This window comes from Opitutia bacterium ISCC 52, from assembly GCA_014529675.2.
Taxonomy (GTDB): domain Bacteria; phylum Verrucomicrobiota; class Verrucomicrobiia; order Opitutales; family UBA2995; genus UBA2995.
Genome location: CP076040.1, coordinates 1,781,213 through 1,798,827, shown reverse-complemented (window position 1 = coordinate 1,798,827; position 17,615 = coordinate 1,781,213). Strand labels below are relative to the sequence as shown.

The following is a 17,615-nucleotide window of genomic DNA, read 5'->3' as shown; positions in this document are numbered from 1 at the left end:
GGTAAATTAGTTAGCGATCCAGGTGAGATCCTGCCACCACGGTACATCATTCTTTTGTTTGGATCCTGGTGTCGTGCGACCGTTTTGCACCATCGTGGTGATTCGTTTCTCGAGGCGGTTTTGAATTTTGGAATGCTTACCGTATAGATTGTTATCTTCACCGGGATCGCGTTTCAGGTTGTAGAGCTCGTAGTCGAGCTTGCCGTGAGGCATAATCAACTTCCATTCCCCATCGCTGATAGCAAACCGCCCATTCGAGGCATGACTGATAATCGCGGATCGATCCAAGTCCTGGGAAGGATTTTTCAAAGCCGAAAACAAACTCACCGAGTCTTCGCCTTCATCGTCCTTGAGTTGAGCACCTACGATATCAGCAAACGTTGCGAGGAGATCAGTTTGACTGGCTACACCGTCATAGGAAGAACCAGCTGGAATTTTCGCCGGCCAACGCATGAAAAATGGCACCCGATGACCGCCTTCGTAGATGGAGCGTTTTCCTTCTTTATAAATGTGAGAGCTGTCGTGACCAAACTCCTCAATCCGTTGCTCCCAGGTTCGTTCAGGACCATTGTCACTGGAGAAAATCACCAAGGTATTTTCGGCGATGCCTTTTCGATCAAGAAAGTCCAACACGCGCCCAACGTGAAAATCTGTTTCGATCATAAACTCTCCATAACCGCCGGCTTCACCTTCACCCCAGAAACGAGGAAGCGGTGCCACTGGGTAGTGGGGAGACGTGAAGGGTAAGTAGACGAAGAAGGGTTTCTCAGGATTTTCCTGAGTCTGTTGCCCCATCCAATCAATCGCCTTGTCTGTAAAACGGGTCAGGCATTCGCTGTCGACAAAGTCCGGAGCAATTTCAATCGGTTTGGTTTTTTGCGGAGCCGGGACGATGTCGGGTGAGGTCTGATAGGGAGGCATGATCCGGTAGTCCGGATGCCTGTCATTGTTTTTCTTAGCCGTGAAGAGTGTGGGTGGTACGGCGGCATAACGACCATCAAACCAGGCAAGAATTCCATAATTCAAGGAAGCCGGAATACCCCAGAAGTAATCAAAGCCCTTATCGAGAGGCATATCGGTTACCGGTTGGCTCCAATCTCGTTTCCCAAAAGTACCCGGAAACTCCATACCAAGGTGCCACTTACCGACCATGGCGGTGGCATAACCATTATCCCGCAGCAAAGATGCCAAGGTCATACGTCCGTCTTCAATGAGACAGGCGCGTTCCGCTCCAAAGACGCCTCGCTTTAAATGCGTGCGCCAGCTGTAGCGTCCCGTGAGCAATCCATAGCGGGAAGGAGTGCAAACCGTATCCGAACAATGCCCATCGGTAAAAGTGAGCCCTTCTGCGGCGAGCCGGTCGAGGGCCGGTGTTTTGAATTTGGCATCCGGATTGAGATTGCTCGCATCACCATAGCCTTGGTCATCGGTGTAGATGAGGATGATATTCGGATGCGAGTCTGCTTGTAGCAAGACCTGAGAGAGCAATCCCAGGACGAGTAATATACGTAAGAATGAATTCATAGGAGTAGATCGGAAAGCTGACACTGATTTTTGAACAGAAGCAATTAAAGATTCCATTCGTCATTCTTAGAGAAGTCTATTTCAAAGAAAGCATGCTTAGAATTGCCATCGGAACCGACCACGCCGGATATGAGCTTAAAGAAATATTGAAGGCTCACCTGATTGAAAAAGGCTATGAACTTGATGATTTTGGTACGAGCAGCCCTGAGTCGGTCGATTATCCGGACTTCATTCGACCAGCAGCCAAAAGCGTGGCTGCTGGCGAGAATGACGTAGGCATCGTCCTCGGTGGTAGCGGTAATGGGGAGGCGATTGTGGCAAACAAGGTCGCTGGCATTCGATGCGGCCTTTGCTGGAACGAGGTCAGTGCTCGGCTGACCAAGGAGCATAACAATGCCAATGTCATTTCCATCGGAGCCAGGATGGTAACCCCTGAGCTGGCGTTATGTATTGTAGATAGCTGGTTGAGTGCCGTTTACGAAGGAGGACGCCATCAGGCACGGCTGGATAAGATTGAGTAGCACAAAGTGCCGGGTGGAACCAGATTTCGGGTGTCAGGTGCCAGAATTGCTTTTTGTCCTCCTACTCGTCGTCCCACTTTTCATTTTTCAAGGACGAGGATGAGTAGGAGGGCGAGGAAGACTAAAATCTCTGACACCTGCCCAATCAGAATTCGGGCAATATATTCTTTTTTTGCCAAACGGTGTAATATTTCTCATCTTCTGGCTATATACCCTTTATAGATCTGTTACCTTTTGAACGAAAACGAACAAGCTATCCCGTTTCACAAAGAGTTGCTCGTGCAGCTGCAGCCACGCTTGCACGGCTACATAATTGGCCTTCTGGCAAGCCCGAGGGATGCCCAAGATGTGCTACAGGAGACTAATAAAGCTATCCTCGCGAAGCTCGACAACTTCCAGCAGCCCGGCAGCTTCAGTGCCTGGGCTCACAAATTTGCATACTTTCAATGCCTCGCATTCCGAAAGCAGAACCAACGCAACAAACTGAATTTCGAGACGGAATTGATCGAGGAGCTGGCCGAGGTAGCCAAACCCGTCGATGAGATGGCAGAGAAAAACCTTCCGTTACTCTCAGCCTGTCTCGAGCGACTGCAACCCAAGTCCCGCTCTATTGTTGCCGACTATTACTACGATAGCCTATCCATTAAGGAGATTGCTGCAGATAGAAATTTGAAGACCAACCACGTTGCCCAAATTCTATTTCGCGCCCGCAAGGCGCTGTTTGAATGTATTCAAAAAGAAGCCACCGCCCATCATCCCCCTACAACTCCCTAAGACAAACGGCCCATAATCTTTAGTCATGAACGAACTGGAAATCCTTATTCAACGCATGCTCGACGGCGAACTTAGCCCGAGCGAGCACACCCAACTTTCGTCCCTTTTAAAGGACAATCCTGAAGGCCAGGCCTACTACGCTCAGCAATGCCAGATCCATGCTGAACTTCTACTCAACGAAGAACTGCGTACCTCCCTTCCCGCGGAACCACCTATTGATGAGGAGGTACATGAATTAACAACACCTTCAGAAAGCAAACCCAGATGGCTACCGTTTGTTGCCATGGTGGCTGCCTCGGTCGTGATTACTTTATCGGCAGTCATTGCCTATCAATCATTGAAAGACTCACCACCTCAAGTCGTGGGGTCTGAGACATTGGGCTCCACCGAAACCGCCACTCCTCAGGAGGTTTACGACCAAACCGAATTTAAAGGAGTCGGCTCACAGCAGCGTCCACCCACTCCGTTTATCAATGTGAGTGCCGAGCATGGAAAAGGTCCCATTAGCTTCAACCAGGATATCCGCCCCATTCTTTCTGAAAATTGCTATGCCTGTCATGGCCCCGATGCTGAGGCTCGGGAAGCCGATTTGAGATTGGATGTAGAAGAATGGGCCTTCCGCAAGCGGGAAGATGGCCCTCCCGCTATTATTAAGGGAGATCCCGATGGAAGCCCGGTTTACCAACGGATCATGAATCCGCTGAAAAGCGAGATCATGCCCCCTGAAGATTCTCATAAAGTGCTTACTGCCGAGCAAAAGCAGCTCATTGGCCAATGGATTTCTGAAGGTGCCGAATGGGAAGGTCATTGGGCATTTATAAAACCCACCAAACCCGAGCCACCCGAAGTGTCCTGGGGCAGCAACAAGATCGACAAGTTCACTTTCGCCAGGATGCAGGAACAAGGCTTGAGCCCGAATGAAGAAGCGGATCGCCCCACCCTGGCTCGGCGTTTGTCGCTGGATCTGACCGGATTGCCGCCCACCCCAGAATTGGTAAGCGGCTTTGTAAACGATCGTTCTGACAATGCCTACGAAAACCTGGTGGACAAACTTTTAGCCTCCTCAACTTATGGGGAACACCAAGCGCGATTCTGGCTGGATGCCGCTCGTTATGCCGACACGCATGGACTTCATCTGGACAACTACCGTGAGATTTGGCCCTATCGTGATTGGGTGGTAAAAGCCTTTAATGATAACAAGCCATTCGATGAATTCACCGTCGAACAGATTGCAGGTGACCTACTTCCTCAACCCTCACTCGATCAACGACTGGCCACCGGATTCAATCGTTGCAATCCGACCACCAGCGAAGGCGGCGCCATCGACGCTGAATACCGGGCCATTTATGCCAAAGACCGCGTGGAAACAACAGCCACCGTATTCATGGGACTCACCATGGGTTGTGCTTCATGCCACGATCACAAGTTCGACCCGTTTACCATGAAGGACTTCTACAAGTTCTCCGCCTTCTTTAATAACTTCGATGGTCCCGTCATGGATGGAAACGCTTATGACACACGCCCCATCGTTGCCATTCCCAAGCCAGACCAAAAATCAGAATGGGAAGTGGTTAAAGCAAAACGCGATGAGCTAAACGACGCCATGGCTGCGCTTAAAAAAGAGAACAAAGAGGCTTACCAAGCTTGGCAGTCGCAGGAGGAAGTTCCTTTTGAAAAATTTGAGCACGACTTGCAGCTCGCACTAGAATTGAAATTCCAAAAGGAAGACAACCAGGACAACACGGAACGGAAGATTGCTAATAATCCCGTCAAAGAAGCTTCTATGGGCGACACGATCGACCTCTCAGAAGCCGGATTAGATTTTGATGCCAGCAAGCCGTTTACCATAACCGCTGAAATAAAGCTGCCAGCCGAGGGATCAGAGAAGTTGGTACGAATCCCAATTCTGGAGCAATTCGACGGAGATCGTGGTTGGAGACTGTCTGTCGCGAATTCTGATCCCACATTCCCGAACCGTTATCAAATCATCTTCCAACTCATCCACTCTCTTAAGAACAATGACCTCATTTCGGTTACGACCAAAAGTGAGCGCGTAAATCCCAGAGAGTTTAGTACGCCGACGATCAATATTACTTACGATGGTTCAGGAACGATTGCCGGGCTCACCGTGAGCAGTGGCTCACGTCAACCCTATGACTACTCCAAAGTTATCGATAACTTGAGTGGTTCAGTCGCGACCGTTGCCCCTCTCCGAGCAGGAAGCTATACCGACGGCCTGATACCGGGTGATCATGCATCTTCAAATTATAAGACCGGATACTATGACAAATCGAATGATGAACCCAAAACCGGTTTTATAAAGTCCGTCAAATTCTACGAGCGCCAGATTTACAGTTACGAGCTGACAAACATGACTGCCAAACGGCTAGAGGAACTATTGAAAGTACCTTCTGAACGCAGGCGTCCAAGCAATGAATCCCAAGTCGAGGATTACTATTACACCATCAAGGTTCCGGGGTATCTCGACCTGAAAGAGCAACAGGCAATCAACGATGTTCGCTACAACCACATTTATGACCAGGCTATAGTCTCTCTTGTCATGGAGGAAAAAGATGCGCTTCCATCCGCTCACATGCTGGCACGAGGAGAGTATGACAAACCAGGCGAAGAAGTCTTTGCAAACATACCAGAATCTTTGGGCCAACTTCCGGAAGATGCGCCCAAAAATCGCTTGGGCTTAGCAAACTGGCTCATAGATCCCGACAATCCACTTACCGCACGCGTCACGGTTAATCGATTCTGGCAAAATTATTTCGGTATTGGAATTGTAGCCACTTCAGAGGACTTCGGTCTCATGGGAGAAAACCCAACCCACCCAGAGTTGCTGGACTGGTTGGCCATCAACTTCCAGGAAACAGGCTGGAACGTAAAAGGCCTGATCAAGACCCTGGTCATGTCAGCTACCTACAGACAAAACTCGAAGGTAGAACCCGATGAACTGGCGATTGACCGCAATAACCGCTACCTTGCTCGCGGGCCCCGCTACCGTCTGGACGGCGAAGTCTTACGCGACAAGGCGCTGTTTGTCAGCGGAAGCCTCAACCCCAGAGTCGGTGGACCTCCAGTAAAACCCTATCAGCCTGAAGGCATCTGGAACGCAGTGGCCTACTCCGACTCCAACACGGCTCACTTTAGTCAGGACCATGGAGAAGCCCTGTATCGCAGAAGCTTATACACTTTCTGGAAACGTACGGCGCCTCCGCCAAACATGGTGGTGTTCGATGTGCCGTCTCGCGAAAACTGCAACGTACGTCGCGAAAGAACCAACACACCCCTGCAGGCCCTCACTCTGATGAACGATCCTCAATTCGTGGAAGCGGCCCGACAGCTAGCAGAACGTACTTTGACCGAGCACACAGGGTCCGCTTCAGAAAAGATCCGCCAAATATATACCTATGCCTTTGGAAGCGCCCCGATCGAAAAACACCATGAAATCTTAAAACGGTCCTACGAAACCTTTCACGATTCATTCAAGGACAGCCCGAAGGATGCACGCAGCTTAATTGAAACGGGAGACTCCTTCCCGAATCAAGATCTCGATCCCGTGGAACTGGCTTCCTTAACCATGGTGGCCAATCAAATCATGAACCTGGATTCCTTCATTAATAAATACTAAATTGAGCGTTTCAGCAGCAATGAACTCGCAGACACAAAACAACCAAAGCTTAGCCTAACTGTAGGAGGAGCTTTACGGCCCGATCCTTAGATAAACATCACGGCAAGGAAAATTATCCCAAACAAGAGTCACATTATAATACGAATCCATATTTCAGTTCTTCACTCATCTATAAGCAATCGGGGCATAAAGCCCCTCCTACAATTCTTTTCCAATGAACCCACTCGATCAATATGTCACCTACGAAACACGCCGGCAATTCCTTGGTAAGGCCGCCAAGGGACTCGGCATTGCTGCCCTGTCATCGATTCTAGGACCGCAAGCCCAAGGAGCCTCAACCGGCCAGCCGGCCCTGGGAACCGGGTTCCTGGGATCACCCCATTTTCCAGCGAAAGCCAAACGAGGCATTTACCTGTTTATGTCGGGAGCGCCTTCCCAGCTAGACATGTATGACTACAAGCCTGAGATGAAGGCGATGTTCGACAAGGATCTTCCAGATTCTATTCGACGCGGACAACGCCTAACCACGATGACCTCAGGGCAAGTCCGCTTTCCAGTAGCACCCTCTATTTACGAGTTTGAACAGGTGGGAAAGGGAGGTGCCTGGATGAGTGAACTCCTACCTTACACCAAAAAAGTTGCAGACGATATCGCGATCATCAAATCGATGTACACCGAGGCGATTAATCACGACCCAGCTATCACCTACATTCAAACCGGCAATCAAATCCCAGGCCGTCCGAGCATGGGAGCCTGGTTGAGTTATGGATTGGGGAGTTTAAACGAAAACTTACCCACCTTTGTCATTCTCAATTCCACCTGGACAGGTCGCAAGGAAGCTCAGGCGCTCTATTCCAGACTGTGGGGAGCGGGACCACTTCCTTCGGAGCACCAAGGAGTAGCCATGCGTTCCAAAGGAGATCCAGTACTCTATTTGACTGATCCCCATGGAGTCAGTCGAGATCTGCGCAGAAAGATGCTGGACGGAGTAAACGAGATCAACGAGGACCTGTACCATGAATTTGGGGACCCGGAGACACATGCTCGAATCTCACAATACGAAATGGCATTTCGTATGCAGAGCTCCGTTCCAGAACTCACGGATCTCTCAGATGAACCAGATTACATTTTTGATCTATACGGTCCCGATGCTAAAATACCAGGGACCTTTGCTTACAACTGCCTGATGGCTCGCCGATTGGCTGAGAAAGGCGTTCGTTTTTCTCAGATCTTTCACCGTGGCTGGGATCAACATGGCGTATTACCCAAGGATTTACCCAACCAGTGTAAGGATATCGACCAAGCGACCTATGCACTCATTACCGATCTAAAGCAGCGTGGAATGTTTGACGATACACTCGTTGTATGGGGCGGAGAATTCGGAAGAACTATTTACTGCCAGGGAACCTTGACGGAAACAAACTACGGTCGTGACCACCACCCACGTTGTTTCACGAAGTGGATTGCTGGAGCTGGCATCAAAGGAGGAACCGTCTACGGAGACACCGATGAATTCAGCTATAATATTACAGAAAACCCTGTTCATATCCGGGACTTGAATGCGACCATACTCAACCAGTTTGGCATCAACCACGAGACGCTAAACTTCCGTCATCAGGGTCTCGACCTGCGATTGACCGGAGTTGAAGAAGCCCGAGTGGTGAAGGAAATACTAACCTGATCCATAAGTATATCTGCCGACCACTCAGAATCAGCTGCCTCTAAACACTAAATGACTAAAAAGATCCTCACAGTCGCGAGTGCATTTCTTGCTATCGTATTCTTTGCCTTCCTGATATCCAACCCTCTAACAGGCGAAGAGCATGCCGGCATGCTTACTTTCATAGGACGCTTTCATCCAGTTGTGTTGCATCTGCCCATTGGATTTTTTGTGCTCTTAGCCATATTTGAGTCGATAACCCCCGTTTACGGAAAGTTCAAAGAGGCCGCCACATTCATCCTCATCCTCACCATTGGAGTCACCATTCTAGCCGTTTCCACTGGCATCCTACTCGCCTACGCAGGTGGAGCCAACGAACCACTGGTAGTATACCACATGCGGGTGAGTTTGATCCTTGGGATTCTAACCCTGGGATTAGGAGTATTGAAGCTGTACGGCGGGAAAGCTATTACGACTTTGGCCTATAAGCTAACCTTGGCAGCATGCCTTCTCATGCTATTCGTTTCCAGCCACAATGGAGGCTCTATCACCCACGGCGAAGACTACCTAACCAAACACATGCCGAACTCCCTTCGCACGATGTTCGGATTAGAGATAGAGGAAGTCAAAGTGGTTGCCTCAGTAGATGACCTGGAGGTTTACACGGATGTCGTTCACACCATTTTCGAGCAAAACTGCAACACCTGCCACAATCCAAATAAGAAAAAAGGCGACTTGGACATGGAAAGCTATGAAGGGCTTTTGAAAGGTGGCGAGATGGGATACTCGATAGCAGCGGGAGATTTAGAAGACAGTGAACTCTATTTCCGCATTACCCTGCCACATGATGATGAGGACTTCATGCCTACGGACGGAAAGCCACCGCTAAGCGACACAGAAGTCGAAGTCATTGGCTGGTGGATACAAGAAGGTGCTGATCCTTTAAAAACGGTAGGAGCCCACGACGATGTCCCTGCCAATATTTATGCCTATTTCCAATCCATCTTCGACTCCATGGTATCAGAAGAAGAGTTAGAAAGACGACGCATCGAACGAGAGGACCTGTACCTGGGTCTAACCCAACTACATGAAGAGATTGGACTCATCGTCATACCCATTGAATCGAAAGCCTCCGAATTCTCCATTGAAACCTTCGCCATTCAAAAAACGTTCGACGATTCGACGTTGGCCAAACTGGTGCCGTATGCGGACAAAGTAGTAGAAGCGAATTTCTCGAGCACGCAGTTAACCGACGAGGCGCTGGATTCCATCTTGAAGTTTGAGAACCTGCGTAGCCTAAACCTTAGCAAGACAAAGATCCAAGGGCAGCAGCTTAACAAACTGGTAGCTCTTAAAAACCTGGAGTCGCTCAACCTTTACGGCACGGAGCTCAGTTCTGAGCGAGTGAGTGAGCTATCTCAACTGACGCAGCTTAAGAACCTGTATCTGTTCCAGACAGAACTCTACGAAGAATCCGTCTTGGCCCAGCTAAAGGAATCACTCCCCAACTGTAACTTTGTCCTGAACTGATTACTGCTAAATCAGTCTAGAATCTTCAGCTTAATATTGCGGTAGTGAACTTCGCTATCTGGATCGTGAGCTTGAAGAGCAATCGTTCCACTTCCAAGTACGCGACCAGGCATATTCTTTGGACCTTCCCAGCCTTCTGGCTGTGTCCACTGAACCATGGTCTCTCCGTTAATTTTGAGCGTTACGGTGTCGTCAACAACGATGATATGGTAATCGAACCATTCCCCATCCGTAGAGGGTGCTTGGTCCTGCCAGATTTGGGCACCTGACTTGTCGACGCGCACTGTAAATTCGGGTTCTGGCTTCATCGCTACATAGATATTGGCGACTGCGTAAAGGCTTCCGGTTTTCTTGGGATCTTTGTGGGAGGTATTAACCTGAGCCTCAAAGCCTTGGTCGGGCCATCCAGCATCCTGATATTTAGTATGAAAATAAACGCCAGAGTTGGCATTCGCCATCGTCTTGGCCTGAAGCTTCAACTCGAAATTCTTAAAATTGGATCCACCGACTGATCCCGAATAAAACAGGTGTGAGCGTCCGCCTTTCAGGATCAGGTTGCCATTCTTTACGGTATAGGAATTGGGATTCTCTTTACTGGCAGTCCATCCTTCCAGGTTTTTGCCGTTGAAGACAGATTTCCAGCCTTCGTCATTTTTATGACCGGCGCCAAAAGCCAAAGTGGCTCCCGCCAGCGTTAGGGTAATAAGAGGTAGAAGTATAGACATTTTCATTGTGACCGAGGTCTAGAAGATCCGGTTACGTATTCCAATAGAAAAATCGACTGGTTCAACAGGACCTGCCCAAGGACTCATTGACAGTGATACCTTGGCCCGAAATACATTAACAGAGATGAAGGACTGGATTGAAGAACTGGGATTACAGCATTTGGACCATGAGTCAGGTCTTTATGTGGTGGAAAAGACCTCACATATCCAGGTCGATTCCAAACTCGGTTCTTCAGCGGCGAGTAATTGCATCTACTATGCACTGACTCGCGATCATCCCCAAAACCACCTTCATTGGTTAGAGCCAGACGATCACCACATTCTCATCTCAGGAGGACCGGCAGACTACTATCTATTCCACGAGGATGGCTCTGTTGAAAAGAAAACTCTAGGTTTGGACCTGAAAGCAGGACAACGCCCCATAATCGTCGCACCCGGGGCTTGTGGGAAAGCACTACGCCTGCACGACCCAGCGGATTTCCTTCTCGTTGGGTCGGTAGTAACTCCCGCGTGGAAACCGGAGCGAGTTCGTCTTGGAGGTGGTCAGGCATTTATAGATAAATACGCTGGTAAAGCTGAATGGGCCACCCGTGATCACTTGCGATCGCTTATAGGCCCCAACTGGAAAGCGGATTCCTAACCTGAACTCACAGCCGACCTCTTCGGAATAAACTGTGCAAACACGAGCGATACTAAGGCAAAGAATGCTCCCGCAAAGAAGATCGCTTGATATCCGAAATAGTGCCAGGCAAAGCCACCCATTAAAGGTGCAGCAACGGAGGATATGTGATTAAAGGTCACCCCCATTGAGAGACTTGGCTTCAAGTCTTCGGGCGGAGCAATACGATTCAAGTAAGTCGTCAATGCAATCCCACCAAAGAAGACCAAATTATCCACACAGTAGAGGACATAGAGCGTCGGGCGGTGTTCGATGAATCCGTATCCGAGGAAGACCAAAGTCAAAACGACATAGCTGATACTGAGCATCCTTCGTTCACCATGGACATCAATTAAGCGGCCGAACCAGGAGCCCGTCAGAAAAATCAGGAGCTGATTGATGAACATTAGAATAATGGTCGAGTGAATGGGCATGCCATGCACTTTGACCAACGCAAAGACAGCAAAAGTAATAAAAATCTGTTTCCGACAGCCCTGCAGAAATTGCAAGGTGTAGTAGAGCCAATATTTTTTCCTTAAAAGGAAGCTGCGGTCGACTACAGAGACTTTCTTTCGAGTAGCCCCAGAAATCACATAGCTACCGATCAAGCAAGCTACGCCCGCCAAGACAAACAAGCCTGCGTAGTTAATGTAATCGAAAGCAAACTTACACACGACAATGATGAGCAACCAAGCCAGGCCTTCAACCGCACGCAATTGTCCCAACGCTTTTCCTTTTCCATCTTCAGGGGAATACAGAATCCCCATACTCTGGCTCAATGGAGCCCAGGCATGAAAACCAATACTCCACACCACCGAAAACAGGGTAAACGCAACCACGGTTTCCACTTGCGAGAACATAGCTATTCCCAGCCCCATCAGCACCAGACAGATAGCTGCGGCAAGAGGAGGTGACAGCGCAATCATGATAGCCAGGAACACAAAGTTGAAAAAACCCGGCATTTCGCGGAACGCTTCAACGATTCCCAGCTCGTGCACCTCAATGCCCAATTCCTCAACCATGAAGTTGTGCTGCAAGGTCATGAGCACGCCAAAAAAGACACCCAACGAAGCAGTCGCTACTGCGAGTCGCTTAAAGTCGCTATTCCATCCAGCTATGGCTGTCCTAAAATCGAACATTCGGGGAATTAGGAACCAAAGCTTATTCCTGCACAAGCCCGGGTTCAAAAAGATCATGACCTCACAGATTATCCTTTTCCTCCCCGGAGGTTTAAGAAAACTTTGAAAGGCTCAAAGGGAACCTTGAAGCACGATAACACGTCATCGAGACCTACGTTTACCAAATGACCGAACAGGAAGATAATCAATCAGCCGCATTCAAGGCTGTTGAATCCCTCTACGAGGATCTCGGAAAAAACCAGGCCTTTTGGACAGTCATGACCTATCCCGAATACTTGGACGATAAAAACGAGGATGCCTTCTTCGATTCAGGAAAGGAAGAAGTACAGGCCCAGATCAATCGTCTGGCAAAACTGGACTTTCAGATTCAAAAAGGTCGGTGCCTTGATTTCGGCTGTGGAGTGGGTCGACTAACCAATGCCTTAGCAGAACACTTTGATTCAGCCGTTGGAGTCGATGTGTCTTCAACCATGATCGACCGAGCTAACAAAATCAAACGACAAGCCAACGCTGAGTTCGTCCTGAACAAGCGAGAGGATCTAGCTCAGCTCGAGGAGGCCACATTCGACTTTTTTTACAGCAATAAAACAATACAGCACATCCCCTACCCAGCCTCCAAGAATTACATCAAAGATTTCTTTCGTCTTCTAAAACCAGGCGGTTTAACCGTGTTTCTAGTGCACGATTGCTACCACCATGAGGAAGGCTCCCCTGGCTTCAACCTGGTCAAATGGCACCGGGAAAAAGTGCGTCCCTTTTTCAAACAACTGAGAGGTAAACCCCCAGTACAAATCCATCCCATCTCCAAACAAAACATTGAGAAATTCGTGACGGATGCCGGAGGTGAAATCTTGCACAACGAGACCGACACGCCCTATACTCGAAGAAAGAGTGGCAATCTGAGGACCTGGTATTGGGCTCGCAGAAAAACCTAATCCATAAACGCTACCATCCACACCGTCATGTTCCCCAATAAAGCTGCCTCTATTCGCACTGTTATTAGCCTTGTTTGCTTACTATTAATTGCTCCGTTCATGGCTGAGGCGAAAAATCCTTCCATCAAAGTCATGAGTTTCAACATACGAAACGGCGTGGCCAAGGACGGTGAGAATGCCTGGCCACTCAGGCAGGACTTTGTTGTCGAAACTATCCGTATGTTCGATCCCGACCTGCTCGGCCTGCAGGAAGTTCATGGCTTTCAAGCTGATTTTTTGAGAGAACAACTCCCTGAATACGGCTACTTTGGCGTTGCTCGGGAAGCCGACTTAACATCGGGAGAGTATGTCCCTGTCATGTATAAACGCGATCGATTCGAACCAGTAGACGAAGGGTACTTTTGGCTCAGCGAGACTCCGGAAGTACCGGGCAGCAAGAGTTGGGACTCGGCGCTGCCTCGACTTGCAACCTGGATTATGATCAAGGATCGAAAAAGCGGAGGCAACAGCATGATATTCGGAAACACGCACTTCGACCACCGTGGCACAGAGGCCAGACTGGAATCAGCCAAGCTGATCCGCAAACGCATTGACAGCGTGCTACCCGATATTCCCGTTATCGTAACCGGAGATTTCAATACCGATGAGCAACTCGATCCTTACGCAGCGCTCGTTACCTCAAACGGAGACAGCGGGGCTCCACTGATCGATACTTACCGAGTCATTCATCCTCAAGTGCGAGATCTGGAGGGAACTTTCAGTGCTTTTACGGGAGAACGTGCCCGTAATAGGATCGATTGGATCCTGACCAGTCAGGGTTTTGTCACACTCAACGCCACCATCAATTATACCCAGGAAAATGGCCGATACCCTTCAGATCACTACCCTGTGGAAGCAACGGTTCGCTTAAAATAGATCACGATAAATCTCCGCATCCTGTTTGTCGGCTGGACTTTTTTGTCAGTCGCCAACTGAATAGCTCTTACAAATTGGTTTACCCTAAATCCTATTTATTATGAACAAACTCGTTTCTTACCTAATAACCGCATGTCTCATCCCTGCCCTCGCCCACGCACAAAGCCGTATCGGCACGGGTGAGATGATGGATCTCTACAAACAATACTGTGCTACTTGCCACGGACAGAACATGGAGGGAGGTCAAGGAAGCTCTCTGATCGATGGTGTGTGGAAATACGGTGGATCAGATGCCGACATCGCCAAAATCATTCGCAACGGCGTTCCAGAAATGGGCATGATTCCCTGGAAGGACGTCCTAGACGAAGAGCAGATTCGAGGACTCATCATTCTTATACGAGAACAAAAATTGCTCGCTGAAACCACCGGTTTACTCGAAAAGGTAAAACCCCTGGGAGGTGTCTACTCGACAGAACTTCACAACTTTAAGATGGAGAAGATCCTGGAACTTGAAGGCATCCTTTGGTCTATCAACTTCCTCCCGGACAACTCCACTTTGTTAACTCAAAGAAGCGGTATTCTGTGGCACCTGAATGATGGTGTAAAAACTGAGGTCAAAGGAACTCCCAAGGTACATGCGGTCGGCCAGGGAGGTCTACTGGAAGTTACCCCCCACCCTGACTACGAAAACAACGGATGGATCTACCTCTCATTCAGCGAACACGTAGGTGCTAAAATTAACGACAAGGACGCTTCCATGACCGCGGTCGTTCGAGGACGCATCAAAAACAACAAGTGGGTAGATGAAGAAGAGATTTTTAGAGCTCCTCCACAATTTCATACGATTAAGGGAGGTCACTACGGCTCTCGATTTGTATTCAAGGACGGATACCTTTTCTTTGGCATTGGAGACAGACAAGAAGGAGATCCAGCACAAGACCTCACAGTGCCTCATGGAAAAATCCATCGTATTCATGACGACGGCCGTGTGCCTGAAGGAAATCCTTTCTACAATGACAAGGGCGCTTACAAAACAATTTGGACCTATGGAAATCGTAATCCGCAGGGCTTGGACCTTCATCCGCTCACAGGAGAGATTTGGGAAACCGAACATGGCCCGCGGGGAGGCGATGAACTCAATCTAATAAAACCGGGAGTAAACTACGGTTGGCCAGTCATCACTTACGGCATGAACTACGACGGCACCCCATGGACCGACAAGACACACATGGAAGGCATGGAACAACCCGTGCACTACTGGCTCCCCTCTATCGCCACTTGCGGAATTGATTTTTACGAAGGAGACAAATTCCCTGGCTGGAAAAACAACATACTGGCAACCGGAATGTCTGCAGAAGAGTTGCAACGCATCGTGATCGAAGATGGCAAGGTAACGCACATCGAAACACTGCTCAAAAAACAAGGCCGCGTTCGTGAAGTTACTTCAGCCCCAGATGGCTCCATCTATATCGCTCTCAATACTCGCACCCCCAATACCGGCGCACTTTGGCGTATGGTGCCATTGCCAGAGCCACAATGGACCAGCCTGTTCAATGGACGTGATCTTAGTGGCTGGGAAGCTCGCGATGGCAACTCCACAGTCCTGGTGGACGACGGAGCAATCGTTGCTCTCCAACAAGACACCGAAGCATTCACCTACCTGGCGACCAAGAAAACCTACTCCGACTTCATCCTCGAAGTGGATGTGAAAGTCATAGGTGATTTGAACTCCGGCATTATGCTGCGTGGTCAAAGTAATCCTAATTTCAAAGGAGGAAATCTGCACGGTTACCAAATGGAAATCGACCAGTCCGAACGACAATGGACGGGTGGGATCTACGAAGAAGGCGGCAGAGGTTGGCTCTACTCACTTGAAGGAAAAGTAGACGCTCAAAAGGCGTACCGCAAATCAGAGTGGAACCACTACCGGATAGAAGCTATCGGAGATCATTTTCGCACCTGGGTCAATGGGGTGCCTACACTCAACATGATTGATGGAAAAACAGCCGAAGGTGTTATTGCTTTTCAAATACACAAACTTTCAAAATCTGGAGGCGGAGGCGCAGTGTACATTCGGAATGCGAGAATTGTATCCGAAGATGCCGGAAATGGAATTCAAGGAATTGAGATTCCAGCAGTAGCCATGGACGCTGAAAATACATCGACCGGCGCAGAATGAGTTTAAAGATCTGCAGGTTCCTGGCCCTATTCCTTTCCCTTGCCACGGCCATCGCTTACGGAAAAGACAAAACAGTTCTCTTCCTCGCCGGTGAACCCAGTCATGGTTGGAATGCCCACGAATTTGTCGCAGGTAGCGAATTACTAGCTTCATGCCTCAACGAGGCCGACATCGGAGTTCAGGCAACAGTGAGCCAAGGATGGCCTACAGATTCAACCCTACTAGAAGATGTAGATGCCATCGTAATTTATACAGATGGTGAAGATCTTCACGTAGCCAAAGGCCAGACCGAAGAGCTGGAAAAGCTGCATAAAGCTGGCACCGGCATTGTCGTGCTTCATTACGCTCTGGAAGGAGCCGATCAAGAGATGAACGAATTCTACCTGGATTCAATAGGTGGCTATTTTGAAGTCGATTGGTCCGTTAACCCACAATGGGAACTTCGAGAAGTAACACTAGGGGATCATCCAGTGAATAATGGAGTGAGCCCCTACCTGACTGAAGACGAATGGTATTTTAACATGCGATTCCGCAAGGGCATGAAGGGAATCACACCCGTGCTTTCCACTCAAGCTACCGAAAATGAACTGGGTCAGGATGGCCCTCGTTCCGGCAACGCTGCCTTGCGCAAAGCACTTCAAGATCAAGTTCCTCAGCATCTGGCTTGGGTATCGGAAAACCGAGGTAAAGGAAGAGGCTTTGCCCTCACAGGTGGGAACTTTCATCATAATTGGTCACAAGATGATTTCAGAAAACAGGTGCTGAATGGCATAAGCTGGGCTGCCGGAGTTAAGATTCCAACTGAGGGCGTGTCCTCCTCTGTCTCAGGGCTCATTCGCTATAAAGCCATTAGCGAAGCTATCGCTCGGAACGACATCGAGGATGTAAAACGCCATCTGGAAAAAACACCGGATATTGTGAATACACCGGGTCGTTCCAAAATGACACCTCTTCACGAGGCCATCATGCGCAAGCGTCCCGAAGCGGCTTTGATGCTTCTGAAAGCAGGTGGTGATCCCAACGTTCTGACTTCCCGTAGCCAAACAGCAATGCACCTGGCTATCGATCGCGACTTACCCGTGGTCGCAGCCGCCATCATCAAGGTAGGCGTCGATTACGGAGTGCGCGATAGCCAAGGTTGGACAACCCTCCATTTGGCAGGGGCGAAAAATCGAAATACGATTACCAAATTACTCATCGATGGAGGTGCCGATGTGAAGCGACTAAGCGCAGCTGGAGGCACGCCCTTGCACGAAGCAGCAGTCGGAGGAGATGCTGAACTCATCAACATGCTTCTCGATGCAGGAGTCGACCCCTCTGTGGTTTCAGATCACAAAACAACCGCGCTGGACATCGCCAAAGAATACGAGAACGAAGTAGCCGTTAAAATTCTCAGTGAAATTTCTGAATAGTACTAC

At 49.2% G+C, this 17,615-nt stretch carries 13 protein-coding genes; 10 read left to right on the top strand and 3 right to left on the bottom strand.

Features of this window, described 5'->3' with window-relative positions; all coding sequences use genetic code 11:
* Positions 1 to 6 precede the first annotated feature (6 nt).
* Positions 7 to 1,524: an arylsulfatase gene (locus GA003_07735; GenBank protein ID QXD29840.1), complete on the bottom strand. Its 1,518-nt coding sequence runs from the start codon at positions 1,522 to 1,524 to the stop codon at positions 7 to 9.
* A 92-nt stretch (positions 1,525 to 1,616) separates the two neighbouring features.
* Between GA003_07735 and rpiB the strand changes: the two genes are divergently transcribed.
* The 5 genes from rpiB (at position 1,617) to GA003_07710 (ending at position 9,646) form a co-directional block, all read left to right on the top strand.
* The gene (rpiB, locus tag GA003_07730) at positions 1,617 to 2,045 is read left to right on the top strand and encodes a ribose 5-phosphate isomerase B (GenBank protein QXD29839.1); all 429 of its coding nucleotides are present in this window, start codon (positions 1,617 to 1,619) and stop codon (positions 2,043 to 2,045) included.
* Positions 2,046 to 2,279: 234 nt separating this feature from the next.
* Positions 2,280 to 2,819: a sigma-70 family RNA polymerase sigma factor gene (locus GA003_07725; protein QXD29838.1), complete on the top strand. Its 540-nt coding sequence runs from the start codon at positions 2,280 to 2,282 to the stop codon at positions 2,817 to 2,819.
* A 25-nt stretch (positions 2,820 to 2,844) separates the two neighbouring features.
* On the top strand, positions 2,845 to 6,456 hold the full coding sequence (locus tag GA003_07720; GenBank protein QXD29837.1) for a DUF1553 domain-containing protein: 3,612 nt from the start codon (positions 2,845 to 2,847) through the stop codon (positions 6,454 to 6,456).
* 214 nt (positions 6,457 to 6,670) lie between these two features.
* Positions 6,671 to 8,137 carry a DUF1501 domain-containing protein gene (locus GA003_07715; protein ID QXD29836.1) on the top strand — a complete coding sequence of 489 codons (1,467 nt, stop codon included), beginning with the start codon at positions 6,671 to 6,673 and terminating at the stop codon, positions 8,135 to 8,137.
* Positions 8,138 to 8,188: 51 nt separating this feature from the next.
* Positions 8,189 to 9,646 (top strand): hypothetical protein, encoded by a 1,458-nt coding sequence (locus GA003_07710; GenBank protein QXD29835.1) that lies wholly within the window; start codon positions 8,189 to 8,191, stop codon positions 9,644 to 9,646.
* 11 nt (positions 9,647 to 9,657) lie between these two features.
* On the opposite strand, the gene GA003_07705 is transcribed toward GA003_07710, so the two are convergent.
* Positions 9,658 to 10,377 (bottom strand): DUF1080 domain-containing protein, encoded by a 720-nt coding sequence (locus GA003_07705; protein ID QXD29834.1) that lies wholly within the window; start codon positions 10,375 to 10,377, stop codon positions 9,658 to 9,660.
* Positions 10,378 to 10,495: 118 nt separating this feature from the next.
* On the opposite strand from GA003_07705, the gene GA003_07700 reads away from it, so the two are divergent.
* A complete protein-coding gene (locus GA003_07700; protein QXD29833.1) occupies positions 10,496 to 11,011 on the top strand; it encodes a cupin domain-containing protein in 516 nt (171 codons plus the stop codon).
* Here GA003_07700 and GA003_07695 read toward each other — a convergent pair.
* A complete protein-coding gene (locus GA003_07695) occupies positions 11,008 to 12,168 on the bottom strand; it encodes an MFS transporter (GenBank protein ID QXD29832.1) in 1,161 nt (386 codons plus the stop codon). The genes GA003_07700 and GA003_07695 overlap by 4 nt on opposite strands.
* A gap of 164 nt (positions 12,169 to 12,332) precedes the next feature.
* Here GA003_07695 and GA003_07690 point away from each other — a divergent pair, with 164 nt between their 5' ends.
* From GA003_07690 to GA003_07675, 4 genes are all read left to right on the top strand, one after another.
* Complete coding sequence (locus tag GA003_07690; protein QXD29831.1) at positions 12,333 to 13,103, top strand: class I SAM-dependent methyltransferase; 771 nt, start codon at positions 12,333 to 12,335, stop codon at positions 13,101 to 13,103.
* A gap of 27 nt (positions 13,104 to 13,130) precedes the next feature.
* A complete protein-coding gene (locus tag GA003_07685; protein QXD29830.1) occupies positions 13,131 to 14,018 on the top strand; it encodes an endonuclease/exonuclease/phosphatase family protein in 888 nt (295 codons plus the stop codon).
* A gap of 100 nt (positions 14,019 to 14,118) precedes the next feature.
* Positions 14,119 to 16,197 (top strand): PQQ-dependent sugar dehydrogenase, encoded by a 2,079-nt coding sequence (locus GA003_07680; GenBank protein ID QXD29829.1) that lies wholly within the window; start codon positions 14,119 to 14,121, stop codon positions 16,195 to 16,197.
* Positions 16,194 to 17,609, top strand: a complete 1,416-nt coding sequence (locus tag GA003_07675; protein ID QXD29828.1) for a ThuA domain-containing protein — start codon at positions 16,194 to 16,196, stop codon at positions 17,607 to 17,609. Before GA003_07680 ends, GA003_07675 begins: the two co-directional genes overlap by 4 nt.
* Positions 17,610 to 17,615: the final 6 nt, after the last annotated feature.

Coding starts and splice junctions, on each gene's coding strand:
- GA003_07735 (QXD29840.1), bottom strand. CDS start 1,524: ATGAATTCATTCTTACGTATATTACTCGTCCTGGGATTGCTCTCTCAG.
- rpiB (QXD29839.1), top strand. CDS start 1,617: ATGCTTAGAATTGCCATCGGAACCGACCACGCCGGATATGAGCTTAAA.
- GA003_07720 (QXD29837.1), top strand. CDS start 2,845: ATGAACGAACTGGAAATCCTTATTCAACGCATGCTCGACGGCGAACTT.
- GA003_07715 (QXD29836.1), top strand. CDS start 6,671: ATGAACCCACTCGATCAATATGTCACCTACGAAACACGCCGGCAATTC.
- GA003_07710 (QXD29835.1), top strand. CDS start 8,189: ATGACTAAAAAGATCCTCACAGTCGCGAGTGCATTTCTTGCTATCGTA.
- GA003_07705 (QXD29834.1), bottom strand. CDS start 10,377: ATGAAAATGTCTATACTTCTACCTCTTATTACCCTAACGCTGGCGGGA.
- GA003_07700 (QXD29833.1), top strand. CDS start 10,496: ATGAAGGACTGGATTGAAGAACTGGGATTACAGCATTTGGACCATGAG.
- GA003_07695 (QXD29832.1), bottom strand. CDS start 12,168: ATGTTCGATTTTAGGACAGCCATAGCTGGATGGAATAGCGACTTTAAG.
- GA003_07690 (QXD29831.1), top strand. CDS start 12,333: ATGACCGAACAGGAAGATAATCAATCAGCCGCATTCAAGGCTGTTGAA.
- GA003_07685 (QXD29830.1), top strand. CDS start 13,131: ATGTTCCCCAATAAAGCTGCCTCTATTCGCACTGTTATTAGCCTTGTT.
- GA003_07680 (QXD29829.1), top strand. CDS start 14,119: ATGAACAAACTCGTTTCTTACCTAATAACCGCATGTCTCATCCCTGCC.
- GA003_07675 (QXD29828.1), top strand. CDS start 16,194: ATGAGTTTAAAGATCTGCAGGTTCCTGGCCCTATTCCTTTCCCTTGCC.